The organism is Streptomyces sclerotialus (assembly GCF_040907265.1).
Classification (GTDB): domain Bacteria; phylum Actinomycetota; class Actinomycetes; order Streptomycetales; family Streptomycetaceae; genus Streptomyces; species Streptomyces sclerotialus.
On the sequence record NZ_JBFOHP010000002.1, the window covers coordinates 5,667,502 to 5,693,388 of the forward strand.

The 25,887-nt window shown below is 71.7% G+C and carries 22 protein-coding genes; 9 read left to right on the forward strand and 13 right to left on the reverse strand.

From position 1 onward, the window contains the following. Positions 1-15: 15 nt before the first annotated feature. Positions 16-1,125: an alpha/beta fold hydrolase gene (locus AAC944_RS25220; RefSeq protein ID WP_030621294.1), complete on the forward strand. Its 1,110-nt coding sequence runs from the start codon at positions 16-18 to the stop codon at positions 1,123-1,125. A 9-nt stretch (positions 1,126-1,134) separates the two neighbouring features. On the opposite strand, the gene AAC944_RS25225 is transcribed toward AAC944_RS25220, so the two are convergent. Beyond that, positions 1,135-2,529 (reverse strand): sensor histidine kinase, encoded by a 1,395-nt coding sequence (locus AAC944_RS25225; RefSeq protein WP_030621296.1) that lies wholly within the window; start codon positions 2,527-2,529, stop codon positions 1,135-1,137. Then, positions 2,526-3,254: a response regulator transcription factor gene (locus tag AAC944_RS25230; protein WP_078888835.1), complete on the reverse strand. Its 729-nt coding sequence runs from the start codon at positions 3,252-3,254 to the stop codon at positions 2,526-2,528. The genes AAC944_RS25225 and AAC944_RS25230 overlap by 4 nt, the downstream gene beginning before the upstream one ends. A gap of 63 nt (positions 3,255-3,317) precedes the next feature. On the opposite strand from AAC944_RS25230, the gene AAC944_RS25235 reads away from it, so the two are divergent. Both AAC944_RS25235 and AAC944_RS25240 read left to right on the forward strand, forming a co-directional pair. Next, a complete protein-coding gene (locus tag AAC944_RS25235; RefSeq protein ID WP_030621299.1) occupies positions 3,318-4,484 on the forward strand; it encodes a UDP-N-acetylglucosamine--N-acetylmuramyl-(pentapeptide) pyrophosphoryl-undecaprenol N-acetylglucosamine transferase in 1,167 nt (388 codons plus the stop codon). Then, on the forward strand, positions 4,481-5,485 hold the full coding sequence (locus AAC944_RS25240) for a GDP-mannose 4,6-dehydratase (RefSeq protein WP_030621301.1): 1,005 nt from the start codon (positions 4,481-4,483) through the stop codon (positions 5,483-5,485). The genes AAC944_RS25235 and AAC944_RS25240 overlap by 4 nt, the downstream gene beginning before the upstream one ends. Positions 5,486-5,548: 63 nt before the next feature. On the opposite strand, the gene AAC944_RS25245 is transcribed toward AAC944_RS25240, so the two are convergent. After that, positions 5,549-6,226 (reverse strand): TetR/AcrR family transcriptional regulator, encoded by a 678-nt coding sequence (locus AAC944_RS25245; RefSeq protein ID WP_030621303.1) that lies wholly within the window; start codon positions 6,224-6,226, stop codon positions 5,549-5,551. A 355-nt stretch (positions 6,227-6,581) separates the two neighbouring features. Here AAC944_RS25245 and AAC944_RS25250 point away from each other — a divergent pair, with 355 nt between their 5' ends. From AAC944_RS25250 to AAC944_RS25265, 4 genes are all read left to right on the forward strand, one after another. After that, positions 6,582-7,547: a tetratricopeptide repeat protein gene (locus tag AAC944_RS25250; RefSeq protein ID WP_030621306.1), complete on the forward strand. Its 966-nt coding sequence runs from the start codon at positions 6,582-6,584 to the stop codon at positions 7,545-7,547. Positions 7,548-8,128: 581 nt separating this feature from the next. Beyond that, positions 8,129-8,746 carry a DUF6230 family protein gene (locus AAC944_RS25255; RefSeq protein ID WP_030621308.1) on the forward strand — a complete coding sequence of 206 codons (618 nt, stop codon included), beginning with the start codon at positions 8,129-8,131 and terminating at the stop codon, positions 8,744-8,746. 140 nt (positions 8,747-8,886) lie between these two features. Further along, positions 8,887-9,477, forward strand: a complete 591-nt coding sequence (locus tag AAC944_RS25260) for a DUF6114 domain-containing protein (protein WP_030621310.1) — start codon at positions 8,887-8,889, stop codon at positions 9,475-9,477. Continuing rightward, positions 9,467-10,741, forward strand: coding sequence for a hypothetical protein (locus tag AAC944_RS25265; RefSeq protein ID WP_030621313.1), 1,275 nt, complete (start codon positions 9,467-9,469; stop codon positions 10,739-10,741). Before AAC944_RS25260 ends, AAC944_RS25265 begins: the two co-directional genes overlap by 11 nt. A gap of 114 nt (positions 10,742-10,855) precedes the next feature. Here AAC944_RS25265 and pyk read toward each other — a convergent pair whose 3' ends face one another. From pyk to pta, 3 genes are all read right to left on the reverse strand, one after another. Further along, on the reverse strand, positions 10,856-12,283 hold the full coding sequence (gene pyk, locus AAC944_RS25270) for a pyruvate kinase (RefSeq protein WP_030621316.1): 1,428 nt from the start codon (positions 12,281-12,283) through the stop codon (positions 10,856-10,858). 61 nt (positions 12,284-12,344) lie between these two features. Further along, entirely contained in the window at positions 12,345-13,556 is a 1,212-nt protein-coding gene (locus AAC944_RS25275) for an acetate kinase (protein WP_030621318.1), read from the reverse strand. A 46-nt stretch (positions 13,557-13,602) separates the two neighbouring features. After that, positions 13,603-15,693, reverse strand: a complete 2,091-nt coding sequence (gene pta, locus AAC944_RS25280; RefSeq protein WP_030621321.1) for a phosphate acetyltransferase — start codon at positions 15,691-15,693, stop codon at positions 13,603-13,605. A 279-nt stretch (positions 15,694-15,972) separates the two neighbouring features. Between pta and AAC944_RS25285 the strand changes: the two genes are divergently transcribed. After that, positions 15,973-16,998 (forward strand): ATP-dependent 6-phosphofructokinase, encoded by a 1,026-nt coding sequence (locus AAC944_RS25285; RefSeq protein WP_030621323.1) that lies wholly within the window; start codon positions 15,973-15,975, stop codon positions 16,996-16,998. A 48-nt stretch (positions 16,999-17,046) separates the two neighbouring features. On the opposite strand, the gene AAC944_RS25290 is transcribed toward AAC944_RS25285, so the two are convergent. The 7 genes from AAC944_RS25290 to AAC944_RS25320 form a co-directional block, all read right to left on the reverse strand. Next, positions 17,047-17,748: a helix-turn-helix domain-containing protein gene (locus AAC944_RS25290; protein ID WP_037772990.1), complete on the reverse strand. Its 702-nt coding sequence runs from the start codon at positions 17,746-17,748 to the stop codon at positions 17,047-17,049. 206 nt (positions 17,749-17,954) lie between these two features. Then, positions 17,955-18,428: an RICIN domain-containing protein gene (locus tag AAC944_RS25295; RefSeq protein ID WP_051872198.1), complete on the reverse strand. Its 474-nt coding sequence runs from the start codon at positions 18,426-18,428 to the stop codon at positions 17,955-17,957. Between the two features lie 98 nt (positions 18,429-18,526). After that, the gene (locus AAC944_RS25300; protein ID WP_030621330.1) at positions 18,527-19,366 is read right to left on the reverse strand and encodes a carbohydrate ABC transporter permease; all 840 of its coding nucleotides are present in this window, start codon (positions 19,364-19,366) and stop codon (positions 18,527-18,529) included. A gap of 12 nt (positions 19,367-19,378) precedes the next feature. After that, the gene (locus AAC944_RS25305) at positions 19,379-20,257 is read right to left on the reverse strand and encodes a carbohydrate ABC transporter permease (protein ID WP_030621331.1); all 879 of its coding nucleotides are present in this window, start codon (positions 20,255-20,257) and stop codon (positions 19,379-19,381) included. After that, a complete protein-coding gene (locus AAC944_RS25310) occupies positions 20,254-21,588 on the reverse strand; it encodes an extracellular solute-binding protein (RefSeq protein ID WP_107054222.1) in 1,335 nt (444 codons plus the stop codon). Before AAC944_RS25310 ends, AAC944_RS25305 begins: the two co-directional genes overlap by 4 nt. A gap of 84 nt (positions 21,589-21,672) precedes the next feature. Further along, positions 21,673-22,419 (reverse strand): response regulator, encoded by a 747-nt coding sequence (locus AAC944_RS25315; RefSeq protein ID WP_078888837.1) that lies wholly within the window; start codon positions 22,417-22,419, stop codon positions 21,673-21,675. Next, positions 22,416-24,032 carry a sensor histidine kinase gene (locus tag AAC944_RS25320; RefSeq protein WP_030621339.1) on the reverse strand — a complete coding sequence of 539 codons (1,617 nt, stop codon included), beginning with the start codon at positions 24,030-24,032 and terminating at the stop codon, positions 22,416-22,418. Before AAC944_RS25320 ends, AAC944_RS25315 begins: the two co-directional genes overlap by 4 nt. 152 nt (positions 24,033-24,184) lie before the next feature. On the opposite strand from AAC944_RS25320, the gene AAC944_RS25325 reads away from it, so the two are divergent. Then, complete coding sequence (locus tag AAC944_RS25325) at positions 24,185-25,597, forward strand: cation:dicarboxylate symporter family transporter (RefSeq protein WP_030621341.1); 1,413 nt, start codon at positions 24,185-24,187, stop codon at positions 25,595-25,597. Positions 25,598-25,887: the final 290 nt, after the last annotated feature.

Consider the following 25,887-nt stretch of genomic DNA (forward strand, 5'->3'; position numbering starts at 1 on the left):
CCCCGGGAGACGTACGTGAAGAGATCCGTTCTCGCTGCCTGTGGCGCGACCGCGCTGGCCACCGCCCTGCTCACCGGTTCCGTCGTCCTCGGCACGTCCGCCACGGCGAAGCCCGCACCCGAGCCGCACGCGGCCGGCCTCCACCAGGCCCGCGTCCAGGACGATTTCGACTCCCTCGGCCCCGAGGTGCGGGCCACGAAGCTGTCCACCGGGCGCACCGCGCACTACATCGACGAGGGACCGCGGGACGGGAAGCCCGTGCTGTTCATCGGCGGTACGGGCACCAGCGCCCGGGCCGCGCACATGACGGACTTCTTCCGCAGTACGCGTGAATCGCTGAATCTGCGGCTGATATCGGTCGAGCGGAACGGGTTTGGTGACACGGAGTACGACAAGGGGCTGGGCAAGGGCGACTTCGCGAAGGACGCGCTGGAGGTCCTGGACCGGATCGGCGTGAAGAAGGTCAGCGTGATCGCGATCTCGGGCGGTGGGCCGTACGCCGCCGAGCTCGCGGGCCGGGCCCCGGAGCGGATCGCGGCGCTGCACCTGGCCGCCGCGCTGCCCCCGTACGGCAAGAAGCCCGACTACTGCGGCCTGTCCGACGCGGAGCTGGGCGAGCAGTTGGCCCCGACGATCGCCGACCCGCGCAAGTGGTGGGCGTTCCCCGACGACAGCCCGACGAAGCAGATCCCGGGCTTCGCCGACACCGCGTACGAAGAGGGCGCGCGCACCTACCACCAGCGCGGCCAGAAGGCGGACCCGGCGCCGCAGGTGCACGAGCAGAAGCTGTACTGCGAGCGGCCGGGCCCGGACCTGTCGAAGCTCACCGCCCCGGTCTTCCTCTACAGCGGGAGGAAGGACACCACCGTCCCGCCGAGCACGATCGCGACGTGGCAGCAGCACCTGCCCGGCAAGCCGGTGGTGCGCTCCTACGCCGACTCCGGACACGACGTGCAGTACCGGCACTGGGACCAGATCCTGGTCGACCTGGCCGGGTACCCGGACCGCACGGTGATCTGCGTCAACGGGCACAGCGAGATGGCGGAGGCCGCCGCGGCGGAGAAGCTGGTGGCCGGCGGACGGGCCACGCTGGGCAGCTGCGCCTGGCAGCAGGCGGGTGAGTGACCCGGCCGTTCAGCGTGGGAACCGCAGCCGGAACAGCGCCCCGCCGCCCGGGGCCTGTTCCGCGGTCAGCGCGGCGCGGTGTGCGCGGGCGATCTGCCGGGCCATCGCCAGGCCCAGCCCGGAGCCGGGCAGCGCTCGCGCGGCCTGCGCGCGGTAGAAGCGGTCGAAGACGTGCGGCAGGTCCTCGTCGGCGATGCCGGGGCCGTGGTCCCGGACGGTGATCTCCAGCGCGCCCGGCGGGGCGGTCAGCTCCGTCTCGACCGGGCCGCCGGGCGGCGAGAACTTGGCGGCGTTGTCGAGCAGGTTGGACAGCAGGCGGGTGAGCCGGGCGGGGACCCCCGGCACCGTCAGTCCCTCGGCGCCCGCCTCGGTCCGTACGGTGAAGCCGGTCTCCGGCCAGTGGCCGCGGGCCGCGCCCACCGCGTGCTCCAGCAGCGCGGCGGGCCGGACCTGCTCGACCAGGGGCTGCGGTTCCTCGTCACGGGCCAGCTCGATCAGGTCGTTGACCAGCGTGGTCACCTCGCGCAGCTGACGGCCGAGGGCGGCGGAGGCCCGGTCGCGCTGGGCGTCGGTCAGCCGGTCGGCACGGGCGAGGAGTTCGGCGTTGGTCCGCAGCGCCGTCAGCGGCGTGCGCAGTTCGTGCGAGGCGTCGGCGACCAGCCGGCGCTGGGCGGTGACCGACTGCTCCAGCTCGCCGAGCATGGTGTCGAAGCTGGCCGCCAGCCGGGTCAGTTCGTCCTCGCGGCCCGGCGGTCCGGCGGGCAGTCCGATGCGGTGCCCGGCGTCGCGGGTGGCGGCGATCCGTTCCGCCGCCGCGGTCAGCCGGGCCACGGGGGCCAGGCCCGTACGGGAGACCCAGTAGCCGAGCGCCGCGGCCAGCAGCACGCCCGCGCCGCCCACCGCGGCCAGCATCCAGGCGGCCTGCCGTACGCCCTTCTCCACGGTGTCGGCGCGCAGCGCCACCTGGACCGCCGTGCCGTCCTTGAAGTGCTGCACGAGCATCCGGGCGGGGCGGCCGTCCAGGGTGACGGCGCTGAAGTACGGGGCGCGCCGCCCGTCCGCGACCTCGCGGACGGCGCCGGTGACCGGCAGCGCGTACCGCCCGGACGGGTCGTCGGCGGGGTCGGCGGGGACGATCTGGGAGCAGGCCGGTGCGGAGAGGTAACGGCATTCGGCGGCGACGACGCCGGGACCCTGGTCCCGGTTCTGCTGCATGACCAGGGTCGCCGACTGGGTGAGGTTCAGCTCCAGCTGGTGGCCCATGGCGTAGCGGATGATGACGAACGCCGCGGTGCACACGCCGACCGCGACCAGCGCGACGGCCGCCGAGGCGGCCAGCGCCAGCCGCGTGCGCAGCGGCCGCCGGCGCCGCCAGGGCGCGCCGGCCCCGCGCCGGCCGCTCACTCCGCGCCCAGCCGGTAGCCGATGCCGTGCACGGTGTGCAGCAGCCGTGGTTCGCCGCCCGCCTCCAGCTTGCGGCGCAGGTAGCCGACGTAGACCGCGAGGGAGTTGGAGTCGGGGCCGAAGTCGCGGCCCCAGACCCGCTCCAGGATCACCTCGCGCGGCACGACCTGTCCGGGATTGCGGGCGAGGAGTTCCAGCAGTGCCCACTCGGTGCGGCTGAACTCCAGCCGGCGGCCGGCCCGGCGCCCGGTCCTGCTGCCCGGGTCGAGCACCAGGTCGGCGACGGCCAGGCTGCCGTCGTCGGCGTCCGGTGCGGTGGCGCGGCGGAGCAGGGCCCGTACCCGGGCGGTCAGTTCGTCCAGTGCGAAGGGCTTGACGAGGTAGTCGTCGGCGCCGGCGTCCAGGCCGTCCACCCGTTCGCTGACCGAGTCCAGCGCGGTCAGCACCAGGATGGGCGTACGGTCGCCCAGCGCGCGCAGCCGCCGGCAGACGGCGAGGCCGTCCAGTACGGGCATCATCACGTCCAGCACGATCGCGTCCGGCTGCCGGCCGGCGACGGCGCTCAGCGCGGCCAGCCCGTCGGCCGCGCCGCTGACCTGGTAACCCTCCACGGACAGGCCGTCCTCGACGGCCGCCCGTACTTCGGCGTCGTCGTCGACGACCAGGATGCGGGGCGGGTGCGGGACGGCGCCCGGGGGCGGCGGTGACGATGCGGTCGGCGGCATGGTCCAAGGCTGCCGCACGCCGCTCTTAGAACGTTCTTAGGGCGCGCGCCGAGCGTGGCGGCCATGCGCACACCACTCTCCGTCGTCATCGGGGCCGGCGGCACCGGCGGCCACATCTACCCCGGACTCGCCCTCGCCGACGCGCTGCGCCGCGCCGTGCCGGACGCGGTGATCTCCTTCGTCGGTACGGAGCGCGGGCTGGAGACGCGGCTGATCCCGCGGGCCGGCTACCCGCTGCACACCGTCGACATGATCCCCTTCGATCCGGCGCTGGGCGCCCGGCGCTACCTGCTGCCCGCCGCGCTGCTGAAGTCCGGTGCCCAGTGCCGGGCGCTCCTGCGGGCGCAGGGCGCGCAGGTCGCGGTCGGGATGGGCGGCTACCCCAGCGCGCCGGTGATCGTCGGTGCGCGGCTGGCGGGGCTGCCGAGCCTGATCCACGAGTCCAACGCGGTACCGGGCCGGGCCAACAGGTTCGCGGCGCGGCTCACCCCGCACCTCGCCGTCGCCTTCGACCGGAGCCGGGCGCACCTGCCCGGCGGCGAGCGGGCCGAGACGGTCGGCATGCCGCTGTCCGGGCCGCTGGCGGGGCTGGACCGGGCGGCGCTGCGCGGCCCGGCCCGCCGGGCGCTCGGCATCCCGGACGGCGCGCGGCTGCTGCTCGTCAACGGGGGCAGCCTGGGCGCGGCCCGGCTCACCGAGGCCGCCGTCGGGCTGGCAGCGCGGTACCGCCACCGCGCCGGCCTGCGGCTGCTGATCAAGACCGGTCCGGCGGCGCTGGACGCGACGCGGGAGCGGCTGGCCGCCGGGGGCGGCGCCGCGGTCGCCGAGGCGGTGCCGTACCTGGACCGGATGGACCTCGCCTACGCCGCCGCCGACCTGGTGGTGTGCCGGGCCGGCTCGGCGACCGTCGCGGAGCTGGCCACCATCGGGATGCCCGCGGTCCTCGTGCCGTATCCGCACGCCCCCGGCGACCACCAGACGCACAACGCGCGGGTGCTGTCCGACACCGGTGCCGGGCTGCTGCTGCCCGATGCCGAGACCACCGCCGAGCGGCTCGACGCCGTCGTCGGCCCGCTGCTGGACGACCCGGCGCGGCTGGCGGCGATGGCCGCGGCGGCCGACCCGGGCAGCCACGCCCGCGCCGCCGGCCTGCTGGCCGCGAAGGTCCTCCGGCTGGCCGGCCGGACCGCCCCCACCATCCACCCCGCCTCTTCGAAGGAGTACGCATGACCACGCAGCACAATCCCTGGGAGGGCCGCCGGGTCCTCGTCACCGGCGCCGAGGGGTTCATCGGCTCGACGCTGGTCGACCTGCTCGTCGCGCGCGGCGCGCGGGTCCGGGCCCTGGTCCACTACAAGCCGTACGCGGAGAAGGGCCATCTGGCCCGGTACCTCGGTCCGGACGGCCCCGTCGAGATGATGGCGGGGGACGTGCGGGACGCGGGCCGGGTGCGGGACGCGGTGGCCGGCTGCGACACGGTCTTCCACCTCGCCGCGCTGATCGGCATCCCGTACAGCTACGACTCGCCGGGCGCCTACGTGCAGACCAATGTGGTCGGTACGGAGAACGTGTGCGAGGCCGCCCGGCTGCACGGCGTACGGCGGCTGCTGCACACCTCGACCAGCGAGGTGTACGGGACCGCGCGCACCGTGCCCATCGGTGAGAACCACCCGCTCCAGCCGCAGTCCCCGTACTCCGCCTCGAAGATCGGCGCCGACATGACGGCGCTCTCCCACTGGCACGCCTTCGGGCTGCCGGTCACGGTGGTCCGCCCGTTCAACACCTACGGGCCGCGGCAGTCGGCGCGCGCGGTGATCCCCACGATCCTCGCGCAGCTGCACTCCGGCGCCCGGCGGATCAAGCTGGGCTCGCTGACGCCGACCCGCGACTTCACGTATGTCACGGACACCGCCGAGGGGTTCCTCGCGCTCGCGGAGTGCGACCGGGCGGTGGGCGAGGTGGTCAACCTCGGTACGGGGCGGGAGATCTCCATCGGGCAGCTCGTGGAGGAGCTGATGGCGGCCTCCGGCCGGGAGGCCGAGGTGGTCGTGGACCCGGCGCGGCTGCGGCCCGCGGGCAGCGAGGTGGAGCGGCTGCTGTCGGACAACGCGCGGGCCCGGGAGCTGTCCGGCTGGGAGCCGCGGGTGCCGCTCGGGGTGGGGCTGCGGCGCACCTCGGACTGGGTCGGCGGGCACCTGCACCTCTTCGCGCCGGACCGCTACCAGGTCTGAGCATGCGGGGCCGGGCGGCCCGCACCCGGTCGCGGCTTTCGGGAGCCGGGGGCGGCCCGGTGGTCAGTCCCGGTTCTCCAGCCCGCCCAGCCCGGTGAGCAGGAGGGTGGTGAAGCGGGCCGCCCAGGCCGCGTCGACCGGCTCCCCGCTGACCAGGGCGCGGTGCACCACCGCACCCGCGATCACATCGAAGATCAGGTCCACGCTGCGGGCCGCGGCGGCCGCGCCCTCGGGGCCGCCGCTGTCGGGGGGCAGTTCGCCGCGCCGCTGGGCGCGCTCCCGGCCCTGCACCACCAGCCGCTTCTGCCGCGCCACGACGGCCGTGCCGATACGGTCGCGCAGCGCGTCGTCCGTCGTGGCCTCGGCGACCACCGCCATCAGGGCCGTCTTGGTCTCCGGGCGGGCGAGCAGCGCGGCGAACTGGAGCACGACGCCTTCGATGTCGTCCTTCAGACAGCCGCGGTCGGGCAGTTCGAGTTCGTCGAAGAGGACCGCGACGGCGTCCACGACCAGTTCGTTCTTGCTCGCCCAGCGGCGGTACAGCGTCGTCTTGGCGACCTTGGCGCGGGCCGCCACGTCCCCCATCGTCAGCTTTCCCCAGCCCAGCTCGACGAGCGCGGCGCGGGTGGCCTCCAGGATCGCGGCGTCGGCCTCGGCGCTGCGCGGGCGTCCCGTGCGACCGGTGGGGCGGGCGCGTCCCTTGCGGGGGCCGGGGGGAGAGCACTGCATGCGGCTGACCATACCGGCCGGTAGGCGAGTGGCCCACGCGGCGGGTGAGACAGATCACGGACGCGGCCGGCCGGCACGCTTGCGGCGGCGGGGGACCGGAGAGTTACGCTACGACTCGTAGCGAAAGAGCGACGCCACATCGGCCGTGGGTGGGGACCCCCGGCCACGCCGGCCCTCCGTGAGGGCCGTGCCCACAGACCGGTCCTCCTCGGGACCACCACAGAGCTCCGTATCCGGCCCGCTTCAGGCAATCCGGCGGGATGTGCGGCCGGGCGCGGAGCTCACCCCGCGGGGTCCAGGGCCATGGGGGCCCTGGATTTTCCGCACCGCTTTCCGGAACTGCCCGCTCAGGGGGGAGGATGGGGCCATGCAGCCACGCAATATGTCCATGAGTGGAGTGGTCGACCTCGCCGCGGTGAAGGCGGCCGGGGAAGCGAAGCAGAAGGCGGAACAGTCGCGCGCCGAGGCGGCGCGTACCGGCCAGGCCCCGGCGGCCGGCCGGCTCGTGGTCGATGTCGACGAGGCGGGGTTCCAGCAGGAGATCCTGCAGCGCTCCACCGAAGTGCCGGTCGTCATCGACTTCTGGGCCGAGTGGTGCGAGCCGTGCAAGCAGCTGGGCCCGCTGCTGGAGCGCCTGGCGGGGGAGTACGCCGGCAAGTTCGTGCTCGCCAAGATCGACGTAGACAAGAACCAGGCCCTGTTCCAGCAGTTCGGCGTGCAGGGCATCCCGGCGGTGTTCGCCGTCGTCGCCGGCCAGCCGATCCCGCTGTTCCAGGGCGCGGCCCCGGAGGCGCAGATCCGGCAGGTGCTGGACCAGCTGATCCAGGCGGCCGAGCAGCAGTTCGGCATCGTCGGCGCGCCGGTCGACCCGGCGGCGCAGGGCGCCGAGCCGGCCGAGGCGCCGGTGCCGGCCGGTCCGTACGACGCGCTGCTGGAGGCGGCGACCCAGGCGCTGGACTCCGGCGACCTCGGCGGCGCGATCCAGGCGTACAAGAACGTGCTCTCCGACGACCCGGCCAACGCCGAGGCCAAGCTGGGGCTCGCGCAGGCCGAGCTGCTGCACCGGGTGCAGGACCTCGACCCGCAGGCCGTGCGCAAGGAGGCGGCCGACAGCCCCGGTGACGTGCAGGCCCAGATCCGGGCGGCCGACCTCGACCTGGTCGGCGGGCACGTGGAGGACGCCTTCGGGCGGCTGGTCGACGTCGTGAGGCGCACCGCGGGCGACGACCGTGAGGCCGCGCGGGTGCGGCTGCTGGAGCTTTTCGAGGTCATCGGCGCCGACGATCCGCGCGTCGTGAGCGCGCGCACGGCGCTGGCTCGCGTCCTGTTCTGACGACTCGCCAAGTCCTTCCTCCTCAAACGGAACGGCGGCCACGTTTTACCAAAACTTGGTAATCGTGGCCGCTGTTACTTGGAGTAAGCCCGCTGGGATGGCTTGCCGTGTTTTGGGCGTAATTTACGGATGTTTCTTCCGCGTTAAAGGCGACCCTGTGTACCCGGATGATCTCGCTCGGTGCGCGCCGGATCGGTTGCCTGTTACTGGTAGGTAACGAGCCCCTTGTGCGGCGGCTCCGAATGGACCACGATCAGCCAAGCTCGGTCCGTCACCCCGCAGTCCGGCAGCCGGCCGGGAAGCGCGCGGGAGGCGGGTCCCCACCGAGTGGGCCGGCGGCAGTGGCGCCGGCCGAGGACAGGGGGGTCTTCGCCGTACCGGCGGAGCCTGTCCAGAGAGGTTGCGCGAGAGCGTGGCCAGTGGTTGTCGCTCGGGGGTGATCGCCGGTGGTTCGGAACGCAAGTCCTCCGAAGCGGGCGCTCTCCTTCCCGAGGACGTAGCACTTCTCCCATCCCAGGTGCGGCCGTGTCCATGACCGGGCGGCCGGCGCCGGAGATGTACGTCCGAGAAGGAGGAAAGTCATGGAGTCCCTGGCTCGTGGCGGGACCAGATGGAAGCGGTTCGCCGTCGTCATGGTGCCGAGCGTCGCTGCGACGGCCGCGATCGGCGTGGCCCTTTCGCAGGGTGCGCTGGCCGCGTCGTTCAGCGTGTCCGGCCAGCAGTTCAAGGTGTCGACCGACCGCCTGGACGGCACCGGGTTCGTCCAGTACGGCGCCGTTGACGCCCAGAAGGGCGGCAAGCAGATCCCGGTGGCGGTCTCGGCGTTCTCCAACGCCAAGATCAAGAACCTGTGCCAGTCCGTCGTCGTGCCCGTCCCGGTCTTCGGCGACGTGTCGATGAAGCTCCAGGCGGGCGGCGGTAGCACCCCGGTCGAGGCGAAGAACCTCTACATCGACCTGGACCAGCTCGAGGCGGACGCGACCTTCAACAACATCAACATCGGTGTTGCCGCGGGTTCGACGTCCAAGGGCCCCGGCATCAAGAAGGGCGACAAGGCCGATCCCGGTTCGTTCGCCCAGGAGGCCGACACGGCCACCCTGACCGGTGTCAAGCAGACGGCCTGGGCGACCACGGCCGGAACGTTCAAGCTCAGCGGCCTGAAGATGAAGGTCTCCAAGGGCAAGAACGAGTGCTACTGACGCACTGAGCGTGCGGGCACGGGGGAGCCGATACCAGGCCCCAGGCCGTATCCCTGTGCCCGTGCGCCGGTCCTTCCGACAGCACCGAGCACCACCAGCTCACGTACCACCGAATTGCCAGTCCCGAGGAGCTGTACGAGATGAGCGCCGACACGCGACCACGGCTGAGCGAGACAATCGGCCGGCAGCGCCGTTCCTTCCGGGTTTGGCGTGGACAACGCCCGTACTGGGCGGGGCTGCTGACCCTGCTGGCCGGCATCCCGATCATGTACATCCCCTACGCGAACCTCACGATCGGTTCCCTGACCGTCCGCATGGCGACGACGGCGGGAGCAGGCTCGCTGATCATCGGCGTGCTGCTGGTCGTGCTCGGTCTGACCATGTGGTTCCAGCCCGCTTCACGGGTGTTCGCCGGTGTCGCGGCGATCCTGCTGTCGCTGGTGTCCCTGGTCGTCTCCAACTTCGGTGCCTTCCTGATCGGCTTCCTGCTGGGACTGATCGGCGGTGCGCTGGCGGTCTCCTGGGCCCCCGGCAAGCCGGCCAGGGCCGGTGCCGCCGAGGACACCGACGGTCCCCGCGGGCGTGCGGACGACGGCGCCGGCGACGGGTTCGACGCGTTCGGCGGCGGGCGGCCCGCGGCGGCCGGAGCGGGCGGTTCGCGCGGCGTACTGGACGACCTGTCAGGTAAGAGCCCGACCAACGGGACGAACGGGAGGCACCGTGCCGGGTGACGAGCTGCACGACGAGGGCGCAGCCGCCGGGGCGAGATCCGGGCGGCACGCGGCGCCGAGGAAGCCGCTGCTGACGCGGTTGCACGTGCCCGCCGGCAAGGCGATCGCCATCGCCGCCATGCCCTCCGCCGTGCTCATGGGCATGGGGCTCACGCCCCAGCTGGCCATGGCCAAGCCCAAGCCCCCGGAGAGCCCTTTCCGGAACGGTCCGTGCGTGACCGCGCCGGACAAGGTGGACGAGCAGGACGCCAAGGCCGAGGACGACGCCAAGGCGAAGGACAAGGACAAGAAGGACGGTGCGAAGGGCGGCGCGGACACCGCCGAGCCGTCCGCCTCGCCCTCCGGCACGGACGAGGACAAGACGTCCGAGCCGTCCGCCGGCCCGGAGGGCGGTGAGCCGTCGGACTCCGCCACGCCGTCGCCGTCCGCCTCCCCCGAGGAGGAGGAGAAGGACGGCGGCCTGCTGGGCGGCGTCGGTGACGCGCTCGGCGGTCTGCTCGGCGGCGGTGACTCGGCCGAAGAGGAGTCCACCGCCTCGCCGAGCCCGAGCCCGTCGGCGTCCGAGGACACCGCGTCCGAGGAGGCCACGTCCGACGACACGAAGACCGAGGACTCCGGTTCCGCCACCGACAAGGTGACCAAGCCGGTCGAGGACACCCTGGACGGCGTCACCCGTCACGGCGACGGGGAGAAGACGGTCAAGGACACCGTCCACGGTGCCGTGGGCACCGTCGACAACGTCCTGCCCGGCGGCGGCCTCGACGGCACGGACGCCGACGGCAAGAAGGGCTACCCCTGCGTCGTCGAGAACAAGCAGAAGGGCAAGGACGAGCAGACCCCCGTCACCCTGCCCGACGACCCCTGGCACCTGGAGTCCTCCGCGCTCACCCTGCGCGGCCTGGACTACGAGGGCGTCGTCAACGTCACCACCCAGAACGGCAGCACCAAGCAGGCCCTGAAGTTCACCGCCGACAGCGTGGACATCGGCGACCTGCACCAGATCGTCGACGACCCGACGTCCGGGAAGAAGTACCACGTCCAGGCGCGCGAGGGCTCCACGTCCACGATCCGCGGCGGCAAGGTGACGATGTACACCGAGAAGCTGCAGGGCAACCTCTTCGGGCTGATCCCCGTGACGTTCGACCCGGAGCACCCGCCGCCCATCAACACGCCGTTCGCCTACTTCACCAAGGTGAAGATCGACCAGGCCGGCCAGTTCGGCGGCAACCTGCACGTCCCGGGCCTGCAGCAGTACATGACCTGAGGCATCGCCGCCGGTCCGGGTCCGCCCGGCCCGCGCAAGCCGTTCCGGGAGCCGCACCGCGAAGGCCCCGCTCCTCCTCGGAGGAGCGGGGCCTTCGCGTACGTACGGGGCGCGTCAGCCGCGCTCGCCGCCCAGGTGGTGCACCCGGACCATGTTGGTGGTGCCGGGGACGCCGGGGGGCGAACCAGCCGTGATGATCATGGTGTCGCCGGCGTTGTACCGCTTGAGCTTCAGCAGCTCGGAGTCGACCAGGTCCACCATGGCGTCGGTGGTGTTGACGTGCTCCACGACGAAGGTCTCCACGCCCCAGCTCAGCGAGAGCTGGTTGCGGGTCGAGACGTCGGTGGTGAAGGCCAGGATCGGCTGGGTCGCGCGATAGCGGGACAGCCGGCGGGCCGTGTCACCGGACTTGGTGAAGGCCACCAGCGCCTTGCCGTTCAGGAAGTCGGCCATCTCGGCGGCCGCGCGGGCCACGGCGCCGCCCTGGGTGCGCGGCTTCTTGCCCGGGACCAGCGGCTGCAGGCCCTTGGACAGCAGCTCCTCCTCGGCCGCCTCGACGATCTTCGACATCGTCTTGACGGTCTGGATCGGGTACTGGCCGACCGAGGACTCCGCGGAGAGCATGACCGCGTCCGCGCCGTCCAGGATCGCGTTGGCGACGTCGGAGGCCTCGGCGCGGGTCGGCCGCGAGTTGGTGATCATCGACTCCATCATCTGGGTCGCCACGATCACCGGCTTCGCGTTCCGGCGGCACATCTCCACCAGGCGCTTCTGCACCATCGGGACCTTCTCCAGCGGGTACTCCACCGCCAGGTCACCGCGGGCCACCATCACGCCGTCGAAGGCCGCGACGACCTCTTCCATGTTGGCGACCGCCTGCGGCTTCTCCACCTTGGCGATCACCGGCACCCGGCGGCCGACCTCGTCCATGACGCGGTGCACGTCCTGGACGTCCTTGGCGTCCCGCACGAAGGACAGCGCGACCAGGTCGCAGCCCATGTCCAGGGCGAACTTCAGGTCCTCGATGTCCTTCTCGGACAGCGCGGGGACGTTCACCGCGGCGCCGGGCAGGTTGATGCCCTTGTGGTCGGAGATGACACCGCCCTCGATGACGATGCAGCGCACGCGGGGGCCGTCGACCTCGACCACCTGGAGCGCGACGTTGCCGTCGTTGATCAGGACCGGGTCGCCCTTGGAGACGTCGCCGGGCAGGCCCTTGTACGTGGTGCCGCAGATGGTCTTGTCACCGGGCACGTCCTCGGTGGTGATGACGAACTCGTCACCGCGCACCAGCTCCACCGGACCGTCGGCGAAGGTCTCCAGGCGGATCTTCGGGCCCTGGAGGTCGGCGAGGACACCGACGGCGCGGCCGGTCTCCTCGGCGGCCTTGCGGAGGCGGTGGTACCGCTCCTCGTGCTCCGCGTGGGTGCCATGGCTCATGTTGAAACGGGCCACGTTCATACCGGCTTCGATCAGCGTCTTGAGCTGATCGAAGGAGTCAACGGCGGGGCCCAGGGTGCAGACGATTTTCGAACGGCGCATGGGCTGAATCCTATCGGTTTGTTTCAGAGCGGAATATTCCACCTGGCGGAAGCGCCGATAACTAGGCGCTGACCAGTGCGTATGTCTGGTTGGCGATCTCCAGCTCCTCGTCGGTCGGCACCACGGCCACCGCGACCCGGGAGTATTCGGGCGAGATGATGCGCGCCTCGCCGGACCGCTCGGCGTTCAGCCGCGCGTCCACCGCGAGCCCCATCTCCTCCAGGCCCCGCACCGCGGCCTCCCGTACGGGCGCGGAGTTCTCGCCGACGCCCGCGGTGAACGCCACCGCGTCGACCCGGCCCAGTACCGCGCTGTAGGCGCCGATGTACTTGCGCAGCCGGTGTATGTAGATGTCGAACGCGAGCGCCGCCTGCTCGTCCCCCTCGTCGATGCGCCGCCGGATCTCCCGCATGTCGTTGTCGCCGCAGAGCCCCATCAGGCCGCTCTTCTTGTTGAGCAGGGCGTCGATCTCGTCGCTGGACATCCCGGCGTTGCGCTCCAGGTGGAAGATCACCGCCGGGTCGATGTCGCCCGAGCGGGTGCCCATGACCAGGCCCTCCAGCGGCGTCAGGCCCATCGAGGTGTCGACGCAGCGGCCGCCGGCCACCGCCGAGGCGGAGGCGCCGTTGCCCAGGTGCAGCACGATGACGTTGACCTCGGACGGGTCCTTGCCCAGCAGCCTGGCGGTCTCGCGTGAGACGTACGCGTGCGAGGTGCCGTGGAAGCCGTACCGGCGCACGCGGTGCGCGTCCGCGGTCTCCACGTCGATCGCGTACCGGGCCGCGTACTCCGGCATCGTGGAGTGGAAGGCGGTGTCGAAGACCGCGACCTGCGGCAGGTCCGGGCGCAGCCGCTGCGCGGTCCGGATGCCGGTGATGTTGGCGGGGTTGTGCAGCGGCGCCACCGGCACCAGCCGCTCGATCTCCTTGAGCACCGCGTCGTCGATCACGGTCGGCTCGGTGAGCTTCAGGCCGCCGTGCACCACCCGGTGGCCGATCGCGGCCAGCTCGGGGGAGTCCAGGCCCAGCCCGTCCGCGGACAGCTCGTCCGCGACGGCCTTCAGCGCGGCGTCGTGGTCGGCCATCCGCTCCTCGCGCTCGCGCTTCTCCCCGCCGGTGGCCAGCGGGGAGTGCACCAGCCGCGAGGTCTGCTCGCCGATCCGCTCGACCAGCCCCACCGCCAGCCGGGCGCCCCCGTTCATGTCCAGCAGCTGGTACTTCAGCGAGGAGGATCCGGAGTTCAGGACGAGGACTCGGGTGGCGTCGGTAGTCATGGAGAAGCTTTCGGGTCGGGTACGGGAGGGGTACGGAGGGACGGGGTCAGCGGCCGGCCGGGGCCGCGCCGCCCTGGGCCTGGATGGCCGTGATCGCGACGGTGTTGACGATGTCCTGGACCAGGGCGCCGCGCGAGAGGTCGTTGACCGGCTTGCGCAGGCCCTGCAGGACCGGGCCGACGGCGACCGCGCCGGCCGACCGCTGCACGGCCTTGTAGGTGTTGTTGCCGGTGTTCAGGTCCGGAAAGACCAGCACGGTGGCCCGGCCCGCGACCTCGGAGTCCGGCAGCTTGGTGCGGGCGACGTCGGCGTCCACCGCGGCGTCGTACTGGATCGGGCCCTCGACCAGCAGGTCGGGGCGGCGCTCGCGGACCAGCTCGGTGGCCTTGCGCACCTTGTCCACGTCGGCGCCGGAGCCGGAGGTGCCGGTGGAGTACGACAGCATCGCGATCCGCGGCTCGACGCCGAACTGCGCGGCGGTGGCCGCGGACTGGATGGCGATGTCGGCCAGCTGCTCGGCGTTCGGGTCCGGGTTGACCGCGCAGTCGCCGTACACCAGGACCCGGTCGGCCAGGCACATGAAGAAGACCGACGAGACGATCGCGGCGTCCTGCTTGGTCTTGATGACCTCGAAGGCGGGCCGGATCGTGGCGGCGGTGGAGTGCACGGCGCCCGACACCATGCCGTCGGCCAAGCCCTCCTGCACCATCAGGGTGCCGAAGTAGGAGACGTCGGCGACCACGTCGTACGCCAGCTCGTACGTGACGCCCTTGTGGGCGCGCAGCTCCGCGTACCGCTCGGCGAAGCGCTCGCGCACCGGCGCGGTCTGCGGGTCGATGATCTGCGCGTCGCCCAGGTCGATGGAGAGGTCGGCGGCCCGCTTGCGGATCGCGTCCTCCTCACCCAGCAGGGTCAGGTCGCACACGTCGCGGCGGAGCAGCACGTCGGCGGCGCGCAGCACGCGCTCCTCGGTGCCCTCGGGCAGCACGACCCGGCGGCGCCCGGACCGGGACCGCTCGATCAGCTCGTGCTCGAACATCATCGGCGTCACGCGGTCGGACTTCAGGACCGAAATGCGCTTGGTCAGCTCGACGGTGTCCACGTGCCGCTCGAACAGGCCCAGCGCGGTCTCCGCCTTGCGCGGCGAGGCGGCGCTCAGCTTGCCCTCGATGGCGAACAGCTCGGCCGCCGTGGGGAAGGACCCGCCGGGCACGGATATCACCGGCGTACCGGGGGCCAGCCGGGCGGCCAGCGCCATGATGTCGGGGCCGGGGCGCTCGCCCAGGGTGAGCAGCACGCCGGCGATGGGCGGGGCGCCCGCGCTGTGCGCGGCGAGCGCGCCGATGATCAGGTCAGCGCGGTCGCCGGGCGCGACGACCAGGCTGCCGTCGGTCAGCGCCTTGAGGAACGTCGGCAGCATGGCGCCGCCGAAGACGAAGTTCCTGGCGTCCCTGGCCATCCCGGAGTCGTCGCCGAGCAGCACCTCGCCGCCGAGCGCGTGCGCGATCTGGGAGACGGTCGGCGCGGAGAGCGAGGGCTCCTCGGGGAGCGCGTAGCAGGGCACCGGGAGGTGGGTGGCCAGCCGCTCCACGACGGCCGTGCGGTCGGCGGCGGCGACCCGGTTCACGACCATGGCGACCACGTCGCAGCCCATGGAGTCGAAGGCGCGGTAGGCGTTGCGTGCCTCGTCCCGTACCGACTCCGGCTCCTGGTCGCGGCCCGCGACGACCGGCAGCACCGAGGCGCCGAACTCGTTCGCCAGCCGGGCGTTCAGGCTCAGCTCGTCGGGCAGGCCGGTGTCGGCGTAGTCCGTGCCCAGCACCAGGACGTAGTCGTACTCCCTGGCGACGTCCAGGAAGCGGTCCACCAGCCGGGAGACCAGCTCGTCGGTGCCCTGCTCGGCCTGGAGGGCGTTCGCCTCCTCGTACCCCATGCCGTACACCGAGTCGGCGGGCTGGGTGAGGCGGTACCGCGACCGCAGCAGGTCGAAGAGGCGGTCCGGGCCGTCGTCGTGCACGAGCGGGCGGAAGACGCCGACCCGGTCGACATGGCGGGTCAGCAGTTCCATGACCCCCAGCTCGATGACCTGGCGTCCGTCGCCGCGGCCGATGCCGGTCACGTACACGCTCCGCGTCACGTGCGATCTCCGTCCTTTTCCGTTGCTCACGGGGAAAAATTACCCGATATGGTGGCCTTGCCCCCCTTGACAATACCTGCGCCAGTGGATAAGCCGCTCTCTCCCAGTGTCCATGGTCGGTGCCGGTGGGCGAAGGCGGGTGCGGGAGGCGGGTGAGGACCCGTGTGCGGGGTACCCGGAGACGGAGTACCCGAGGCGCGTGAGGTCACCGGTCACCGGCCCGTGAAACAATCGCATCGGCTCACCAGAACCAACATCGAGCACAGGAGACTCAGCACGATGCGTATCGGAGTCCTGACCGCGGGCGGCGACTGCCCCGGCCTCAACGCCGTGATCCGCTCTGTGGTGCACCGCGCCGTCACGGGCCACGACGACGAGGTCATCGGCTTCGAGGACGGCTTCAAGGGTCTGCTCGACGGCCGTTACCGCAAGCTCGACCTCGACGCCGTCGGCGGCATCCTCGCCCGCGGCGGCACGATCCTCGGCTCCTCCCGCCTGGAGCGCGCCCGGCTGCGCCAGGCCTGCGAGGACGCCAAGGACATGTCGAAGGAGTACGGCATCGACGTGCTCATCCCGATCGGCGGCGAGGGCACGCTCACCGCGGCCCGGATGCTCGCCGACGCGGGCCTGCCGGTGGTCGGTGTGCCGAAGACCATCGACAACGACATCTCCTCCACCGACCGCACCTTCGGCTTCGACACGGCCGTCGGCGTGGCGACCGAGGCCATCGACCGCCTGAAGACCACCGCCGAGTCGCACCAGCGGGTCATGGTCGTGGAGGTCATGGGCCGCCACGCGGGCTGGATCGCGCTGGAGTCCGGCATGGCCGGCGGCGCCCACGGCATCTGCCTCCCCGAGCGGCCCTTCGACGTGAACGACCTGGTCAAGATGGTCGAGGAGCGCTTCGCGCGGGGCAAGAAGTTCGCCGTCGTCTGCGTCGCCGAGGGCGCGCACCCCGCCGAGGGCACGATGGACTACGCCAAGGGCGAGATCGACCAGTTCGGTCACGAGCGCTTCCAGGGCATCGGCACCAAGCTCGCCGTCGAGCTGGAGAAGCGGCTCGGCAAGGAGGCCCGCCCGGTCATCCTCGGCCACGTCCAGCGCGGCGGCACCCCCACCGCGTACGACCGGGTGCTCGCCACCCGCTTCGGCTGGCACGCCGTCGAGGCCGCGCACCGCGGCGAATTCGGCAAGATGACCGCGCTGCGCGGCACGGACATCACGATGGTGCCGCTCGCCGAGGCGGTCACCCACCTCAAGACCGTGCCGGCCGACCGTATGCACGAGGCCGAGTCGGTCTTCTGACCCGGCCGGGCCGTTCCCGGCGCCCGGTCCGTCGGGGCCGGGAACGGCTCACGCCTCCCCGACCTGGTCCCAGAAGTGGGCCAGCACGTCGGCCAGGAATTCGCGGCCCGCGTCGCTGGACTCCGCGGCGGTCTCCACGCCGCCGCCCCAGCCCAGGGTCCCGGCCATCCGCCGGTGGTACTCCTCGAACAGGAACTCCAGCGCCTTCTGCACCCGCGGCTTCGGCAGCCCCAGTGACTTGTACACCGGGCGCACGTACGCCTGCCAGCGCGTCGTCGCGGCGCTGCGCAGCATCTCCGCCAGCTGCTGCTCGCGGCCGGTCAGCCGGATCAGCGCGGGCAGCGGGAGGTCCAGCTCGACCTTGAGCGCCGCGGCCTGCCGGTCGTTGCCCTGCCACTGCCCGGTGGCCTCCATCCGCTCGTACGCCGGGATCTCCATTCCGATGCGCAGCGCGAGGTCGTCGGCGGCGATGCCCCGGGCTATGCGGTACTCGCGCAGTGTGTCGGGGGTGCCGAGCAGATCGCCGGGCGCGCACCACAGGGCGCCCGCGAGCGCGTTCAGCTCGCTCTCCGTCGGCGAGCCCTCGCCGCGCTCCCATGCGGCGATCGTCCGTGGCTGAATCGGTTTTCCGTACGCGGCGTTGATGCCGTACGCGACGTGCGCGGGCGTCATGCCGAGAGCCTCGCGCATGCGCTTGGCTGCCTGGGCGTCGAAGGGTGGGCGGCGCTCGCCCCTGTCTGGCGTGTGCACGGCCACACCGTAAAGGACCGGGATATGTCTACGCGGGTAGTTCTGCTCTTCGCTTCGAAAACTCGTAGCAATATACGGGTTGCAGAGAGTGATCTTGTGACGGTGGGTGATTTTTTCACGTACCGTGAGCGGGAGGCGAGAGGATTCTCGGCCAAAGATGACTGCTTACTGAGCGCTCGCTCAGCCAGGTCGACTCGCCGGCCGGGTCACCGGTCGGCGTCGGCCATCGGCTCCAGCCGGAACAGCTGGTGGTCCACCTCCTCGCGCGGCCACTGGACGACCCGCGCGCCGTCGCCCGTCGCGCCGCCCGCGACATCGAGGTACTGGCCGCTGTGCCGCGCGGCGATGCGGTACGCGCCGCCGGGCTGGGGCTCGAACAGGAACTTCTCGTTCTCGGTGCCGACCGCGCGCCACTGGATCAGCCACGCGCCCTCCTTCTCCGAGACGTCCTCGATGACCAGCACCTTGCCGCTGTGCTCGGCCATCAGCCGGTACGAGCCGTCCCCGGCGGGCTCCAGGGAGAACTTCTCGTGGTCGTCCGCGCCGCGCGAGAACTGGATCACGGGCGCGCCGTCGGCGGTGGACGCCTCGCTCACGCACAGCACCTTGCCGCTGTGCACGGCGACGATGCGGGCGCGGGACGGCAGAGCGGCGGACGGTGCGGAGGGAACGCTGGACATGGCGGGCCTCCTCGCGGCGTCATGGCTACCGGGCACGCTAGGCCGCGCGTCACCCGTCGTGCCAGAGCCGTTTCGGCTGGCGTCCCGCGGGCCGGGGCTCAGCCCTTCACCGCACCGCCCAGCGCGAAGCCGCCGCCGAGGCGGCGGGCGATGAGGACGTACAGGAGCAGCACCGGGGTCGAGTAGATGACGGAGAAGGCCGCGAGCTGGCCGTAGACCACGGTCCCGCGGTTGCCGAAGAAGTCGTTGATGCTGACCGAGGCGGGCATCTGCTCCGGATCGAGCAGGAGCATGAAGGGGACGAAGAAGTTGCCCCACATCATGACGAAGGAGTAGACGGTGACGACCGCGATGCCCGGACCCATCAGGGGCAGGACGACGCGGAGCAGGGACTGCATGGAGGAGGCGCCGTCGGTCCAGGCCGCCTCCTCCAGCTCCTTCGGCACGCCGTCCATGAAGTTCTTCATCAGCCATACGGCGAAGGGGAGTTGGGACGCCGCGAAGAACAGGATCGTCCCGTGCACGGTGTCGATCAGCTCGACCTGGACGAACAGGGCGTACACCGGGACCATGATCGCCGTGATCGGCAGGCAGGTGGCGAAGAGGATCGTGGCCAGGAAGGCGCTGCCCGTACGGGAGCGGTAGCGGGACAGCGGGTAGGCCGCCAGGGCCGCGCAGACGATCGTCAGGAGGGTCGCTCCGCCGCACAGGACCAGGCTGTTGAGGAGCGGGGTGAAGGTGACGTCGGGGACGAGGACCGCGTCGAAGTTGCCGAAGGTGAACTCGTCGGGGACCTTCACCCGCAGGTCGGCCTGCGCGTCCAGGGACGAGAGGACCACCCAGGCCAGGGGCAGGACGAAGGCGGCCGCGACCACCAGGAGCGCCGCGTCCGCGGTGAGGCGGCGGACGGTGCGGCGGGCGGCCGGGGTGCGCTTCACGGAGCCGGGCACTCAGACCTCCGTGCGCAGCAGGCGCATGTAGACGAGGGAGAAGAGGGAGCCGACCAGGAGCAGGAGCAGGGCCACCGCCGTCGCGTAGCCGATCATGCTGTTCTGGAAGGCCTGTTCGTACATGTACAGGGGCAGCGTCTGGCTGCGGTTGCCGGGGCCGCCGCGGGTCATCACCCAGATCAGGCCGAAGACCGAGAGGGTCTGGAGGGTGTTGAGCATGAGATTGGTGCCGATGGAGCGGCGGATCATCGGGAGCGTGATGTGCCACATGCGGCGCCGGCCGCTCGCGCCGTCGACCTGGGCGGCCTCGGTGATCTCCTTGGGGATCTCGTTCAGGGCCGCCGAGTAGACCAGCATCGAAAAGGCCGTGCCGCGCCAGACGTTGGCGAAGGAGACCGCCAGGATCGGCAGGGTGTAGAGCCAGTTCTGGCCCGGCAGGTGCAGCCAGTCGAGCACCGCGTTCAGGGTGCCTTCACGGCGGAAGAAGGCGTAGAGCAGGAAGCCCGCCACCACCTCCGGCAGTACCCAGGCCACCACCACGATGCCGCCGGTGAGCGTGCGCACCGGTCCGGAGGCGCGCTGCATCAGGGCCGCGAGCGTCAGGCCCAGGGTGTTCTGGCCGATCAGGGACGAGACGACCGTGAAGACCAGCGTCAGCCAGACCGCGTTGCGGAAGTCCTTGTCGCCGAAGGCCTCGGTGAAGTTGTCCAGGCCGACGAAGGACGACTCCGCCTGGCCGGTCAATTGGAGGTCGGTGAAGGCGAGGTAGACGCAGTAGCCGATCGGGCCCGCGAGGAAGAGCAGCAGCAGGACGACGCCGGGGCCCGCCGGCAGGGCCCGCGCCAGGCTGCGGCGCGGGCGCGTACCGACGGCGCTCACTTCTTGATCACTTCGCCGTTCGTGATCGAGTCCAGCTCCTCGTCGTAGGTCCTCGCCGCCTCCGCCACCGAGGTGTCACCCGTCGTGACGCCCTCCATGGCTTCCTGGATCGCGGTGGAGACCTTCGGGTACGCGGGGTAGGCCGGCCGGTAGTGGGTGTGCGCGACCAGGTCCGTGAAGAACTTGATGCCGGGCTGCGCCTTCACGTACTCCGGGTCCTCGGCGACGTCCTTACGGACCGCGATGCCGGAGTTGGCGATGTACCACTTCCGCGCGTTCTGCTTCGTCTGCATGGTCTTGATGAACTCGAAGGCCAGGTCCGGGTTGCCCGCCTTGGCCGGGACCGCCCATGTCCAGCCGCCCGACATGCTCACCTTTCCGGGGGCCCGGCCGTCCTGTGTGGGCATGTGCGCGAGGCCCAGCTCCTTCGGCCACTCGGGCCACTCGTGGCCCGAGCCCTCGATCCAGTCCTGGGGCAGCCAGGAGCCGTCCAGGTTGATGGCGAGCTTGCCCTCGGGCAGCAGCTCGCCACGGGTACGGGTGCCGATGTTCGGGTCGAGCGCGTCGGAGACGTCCGGGCCGAGCTTCTCCTTGTAGACGGTCTCCACGAACGTCAGGGAGTCCTTGAAGCCCTTGCCGGCGGCGACCCACTTCTTCTGCTCCGGGTCGTACAGCGGGTCCTCGCCCGTGCCGTAGAGCAGCATCTCGAAGCCCTGCATCGTGGCCATCTCGCCCGCGGGCTTGCCGGTGTAGACGTTCAGCGGGATGACGCCGGGGACCTTCTTCTTGATGGTGCGGGCGGTGTCGAGGATGTCGTCCCAGTTCTTCGGCTGCCAGTCCGTGGGCAGGCCCGCCTTCCTGAAGATGTCCTTGCTGAACCAGAGGCCGCGGGTGTCGGTGCCGTCCGGCACGCCGTACGTCCTGCCGTCCTCGCCTCTGGCCGCGGTCTTCGCGGTGTCGATGAACTGTTTCCAGTCCTTCCACTTCTCCAGATAGGGGTCGAGGGGCTTCAGGTAGCCGCTGGTGATGTCGGAGTTGATGAGGAAGGTGTCCTCGTAGACGAGGTCGGGCGCCGTCCTGGGGGAGCGCAGCATCTGCTGGAGCTTCGTGTAGTACTCGGAGTCCGGTGCCTTGATCGGCACCAGCTTCACCTTCTTGCCCGGGTGCGCCTTCTCGAACTCCTTCTTCATGTCGGCCAGGTACGTGTCCATGACCCGGACCTTGTTGTCGGTGGACTGCTTGAACGAGACCTTGACGACATCCGGGTCGCTCCCGGAGCCGCCGCCGCAGGCGGTCAGCGTGGCGGCGGCGAGCACGGCGGAGAGGAACATCAGCGGGACGGCAGGACGCACAGCAGTACCTCCAACTGGCCACGACGGGCTGCACGGTGACCGTAAGGTGACCGGTTGGTCAGGTCAATGGTCCGACCAGCGGTACCGCAATTCGGGGCGTCCGACGTGGCCGTACTGCGGAGCCCGGACGGCCCGCCCGGCGTCCACCAAGTGCTCCAGATAGCGGCGTGCGGTGATCCGCGAGATGCCCACCGTCTCGGCCGCCGTGCCCGCCGACAGCCCCTCGGGGGCCGCCCGCAGCGCGTCGGTCACCACCCGCAGCGTGGCCCGGGTGAGCCCTTTGGGCAGGGTGGCCGGCTGTGGTGCCCGCAGCGCGCCGATGGCCCGGTCCACCTCGTCCTGGCCGCTGGCCTCGCCCGCCGACGAGCGGAAGACGGCGTACCGGGTGAGCCGGTCGCGCAGCGTGGAGAACGTGAAGGGCTTCAGGACGTACTGCACGATGCCCAGCGACACGCCCTCCCGTACGACGGTCAGGTCGCGGGCCGAGGTGACCGCGAAGATGTCCGCGGTGTGCCCGGCCGCGCGCAGCGTCCGTACCAGCTGCAGACCGTGCCCGTCGGGCAGGAAGAGGTCCAGCAGGAGCAGGTCGACGGGGTGCTGGTCGAGGTGGCGGCGGGCCGCGGCGGCGGTGTGCACCGTACCGGAGACGGTGAAGCCGGCGATCCGGCCGACGTACAGCGCGTGCGCGTCGGCCGCCACGGGGTCGTCCTCGACGACCAGCACCCGGATGGGGGCCTCCTCCGGGGGCGGCGGGGTGCCGCCGGCCTTGTCGGGCGGTGGCGCACCGCCCGTGCCGTCCTGTGGGGTCATACCGGCTGCTCCGTCCGCAATGGCAGGCGGACGGCGAACGCCGCACCGCCCTCGGGTGCCCGGTCCAGCGTGACCGTGCCGCCGTGGCGGCGCACGGTCTGCCGCACGATGGCCAGCCCCAGGCCCCGGCCGTGCACCGTAGGGCCCGCTTCCTTGGTCGTCCAGCCGCGCCGGAAGATCTCCTCGGCGTTTCCGGGATCCACGCCGGGCCCGGAGTCGGCGACCCGGAGCAGCAGCTCGCCGTCCGTGGCGCGGGCCGTGACCACGACGCGGCCCGCCTCACCTGCGGGGTGACCGCCCGAAGCGGCGTCGATCGCGTTGTCGACGAGGTTGCCGAGGACGGTCACCAGATCGCGTGCGGGCAGCCGGTCGGGCAGCAGTCCGTCGTCGATCCCGCTGTCCTCGGTCAGCGTCAGCTCCACACCGTACTCGTTCGCCTGCGCTGCCTTGCCCAGCAGGAGCGCGGCCAGTACCGGCTCGGCGACCGCGCCCACCACCCGGTCGGTCAGGGTCTGCGCCAGCTCCAGCTCGGCGGTGGCGAACTCCACGGCCTCCTCGGCGCGGCCCAGCTCGATCAGCGAGACGACGGTGTGCAGCCGGTTGGCGGCCTCGTGCGCCTGGGAGCGCAGCGCCTCGGCGAAGCCGCGTACCGAGTCCAGCTCGCCGGAGAGCGCCTGGAGCTCGGTGTGGTCGCGCAGGGTGACCAGCGTGCCGCGCCGCTCGCCGCCGTCGACCGGCGCGGTGTTCACGACGACCACCCGGTCGGCGGTCAGGTGCAGCTCGTCGACGCGCGGGCCGGGGGAGAGCAGCGCCTCGGTGAGCGGCGCGGGCAGCCCGAGCTCCGCGACCGGCCGGCCCACCGCGTTCCCGGCCAGGCCCAGCAGCTCACGCCCCGCGTCGTTGATCAGGGCGACCGCGCGCCGCCCGTCGAGCAGCAGCAGGCCCTCGCGTACGGCGTGCAGCGCGGCCTGGTGGTAGTCGTGCAGCCGGCTCAGCTCGGCGGCGTTCATGCCGTGCGTGTGGCGCCGCAGCCGGGCGTTGGCGACGTACGTGCCGAGGCCGCCCAGGGCCAGCGCGCCGGCCGCGACCGCGATCAGCGAGAGCATCTGGCGGCGCAGCCCGCCGCTGATCGTCTCGACGGTGATGCCGGAGCTGACCAGCGCGACCACCTTGCCGCCGGACCGTACCGGCGCCACCACCCGCACGGACGGCCCGAGCGTCCCCCGGTGCGTCTCGTGGAAGACCTCGCCGCGCAGCGCCGGACCGATGTGGCCGAGGTACTTCTCGCCGATGGCGGACGGCCGTGTATGGGTATACCGGGTCTTGTCGGTGTCCATCACCACGACGAAGGCCACGCCCGCGTCCTTGCGCACCCGCTCGGTGTACGGCTGGAGCAGCCGCGTGGGGTCCTCGGAGCGGACCGCCCGCGCGACCCCGGGGGCATCGGCCACGGAGGTGGCGACGGCGGTGGTCTGGCGGCGCGCGGTCTCCTCGGCCCGCTCGCTCGCGTTGAGGTACGCGAAGACGGCGCAGCCCGCCACGACGACCGCTATGAGGACGGCCTGCATGGCGAAGAGCTGGCCGGCCAGGCTGCGGGGGCGGGGGAGGCGCATGTGCATAAGTTTGCCCGGTCACGTTTACATGAACGAAATGTACGTAAGGGTGACGTGATCAAGAGGGGGGTGCATAGTCGCCGGGACTTTGTTTTGCGTTCAAGAGCCGCAGGTCGCACGCAGAACCGGACAATCGAGGACAGGAGGCAGTCGTGGCCGCAACGACCCTGCCGGGTGGCGGGACCCCCGGCGAGCCCGGCACGCCCGCGCCGAAGAAGCGTGACCGCACCCACTACCTCTACATCGCCGTCATCGGCGCCGTAGTGCTCGGCATCGCCGTCGGCTTCATCGCCCCCGGTGTCGCCGTGGAGCTGAAGCCGCTCGGCACGGGCTTCGTGAACCTCATCAAGATGATGATCTCGCCGGTCATCTTCTGCACGATCGTCCTCGGCGTCGGCTCGGTCCGGAAGGCCGCCAAGGTCGGCGCGGTCGGCGGCCTGGCGCTCGGCTACTTCATGCTGATGTCGACCGTGGCGCTCGCCATCGGCCTGGTCGTCGGCAACATCCTGGAGCCCGGCTCCGGGATGCACCTGACCGAGACGGTCCGGGACGCGGGCCAGGCGCAGACCGAGGGCGGCGGCGAGTCCACCTCGGAGTTCCTGCTCGGCATCATCCCGCACACGCTGGTGTCCGCCTTCACCACCGGTGAGGTGCTGCAGACCCTGCTGGTCGCGCTGCTGGTGGGCTTCGGCCTCCAGGCGATGGGCCGCTCGGGCGAGCCGATCCTGCGCGGCATCGGCCACCTCCAAAGGCTGGTCTTCCGCGTCCTGTCCATGATCATGTGGGCGGCGCCGGTGGGTGCCTTCGGCGCCATCGCCGCGGTGGTCGGCGAGACCGGCCTGGACGCGCTGAAGTCCCTCGCCGTCATCATGGTCGGCTTCTACGTCACCTGCCTGCTCTTCGTGGTCGTCGTCCTCGGCGCGCTGCTGCGTCTGGTCGCCGGCGTGAACATCTTCGCGCTGCTGAAGTACCTGGGCCGCGAGTTCCTGCTGATCCTCTCCACCTCCTCCTCCGAGTCGGCCCTGCCGCGGCTGATCGCGAAGATGGAGCACCTGGGAGTCAGCAAGCCGGTGGTCGGCATCACCGTCCCGACCGGCTACTCCTTCAACCTCGACGGCACCGCCATCTACCTGACGATGTCCTCGCTGTTCGTCGCCGAGGCGATGGGCGCACCGCTCTCCCTCGGTGAGCAGATCTCCCTCCTGGTCTTCATGATCATCGCGTCGAAGGGTGCCGCCGGCGTCACCGGCGCGGGCCTGGCCACCCTGGCCGGCGGCCTCCAGTCGCACCGCCCCGACCTGGTCGACGGCGTCGGCTTGATCGTCGGCATCGACCGCTTCATGAGCGAGGCCCGCGCGCTGACCAACTTCGCCGGCAACGCCGTCGCCACGGTCCTGATCGGCACCTGGACCAAGGAGATCGACAAGGCCCGCGTGGGCCAGGTCCTGGCCGGCAATGTCCCCTTCGACGAGAAGACCCTCGTCGACGACGGCCACGGCCCGTCCCCCGAGGCCGACGCGGAGGTCCCGGAGCCCCGCGCCGACGACAAGAAGGCGGTCGTCTGACCGGCCCGCCCCGCAGGCCCCACGAAGCCCTCGCCGCGCGCCGCGGCGAGGGCTTCGCCCGTGTCCGGAGTTCGCGATCACGTGCGGAATTTCTCGATTGCGTCTCAGGGTGTAGCGGGCCGGAAACGAACCCGTGGCGGGACTGTCCCCGGACGCTGTGAAGCGGCAGAGTCGTCAGGGCCGGCGGGAAGTCGCCGGTGAACGGGGGCACGGGGGATCACGGGGGAGCGGGGCCCGCCGGCGGCAGACGCCGGCGGGCCCCTTTCTTGTGCGTACGGGCAGGGGGTGCG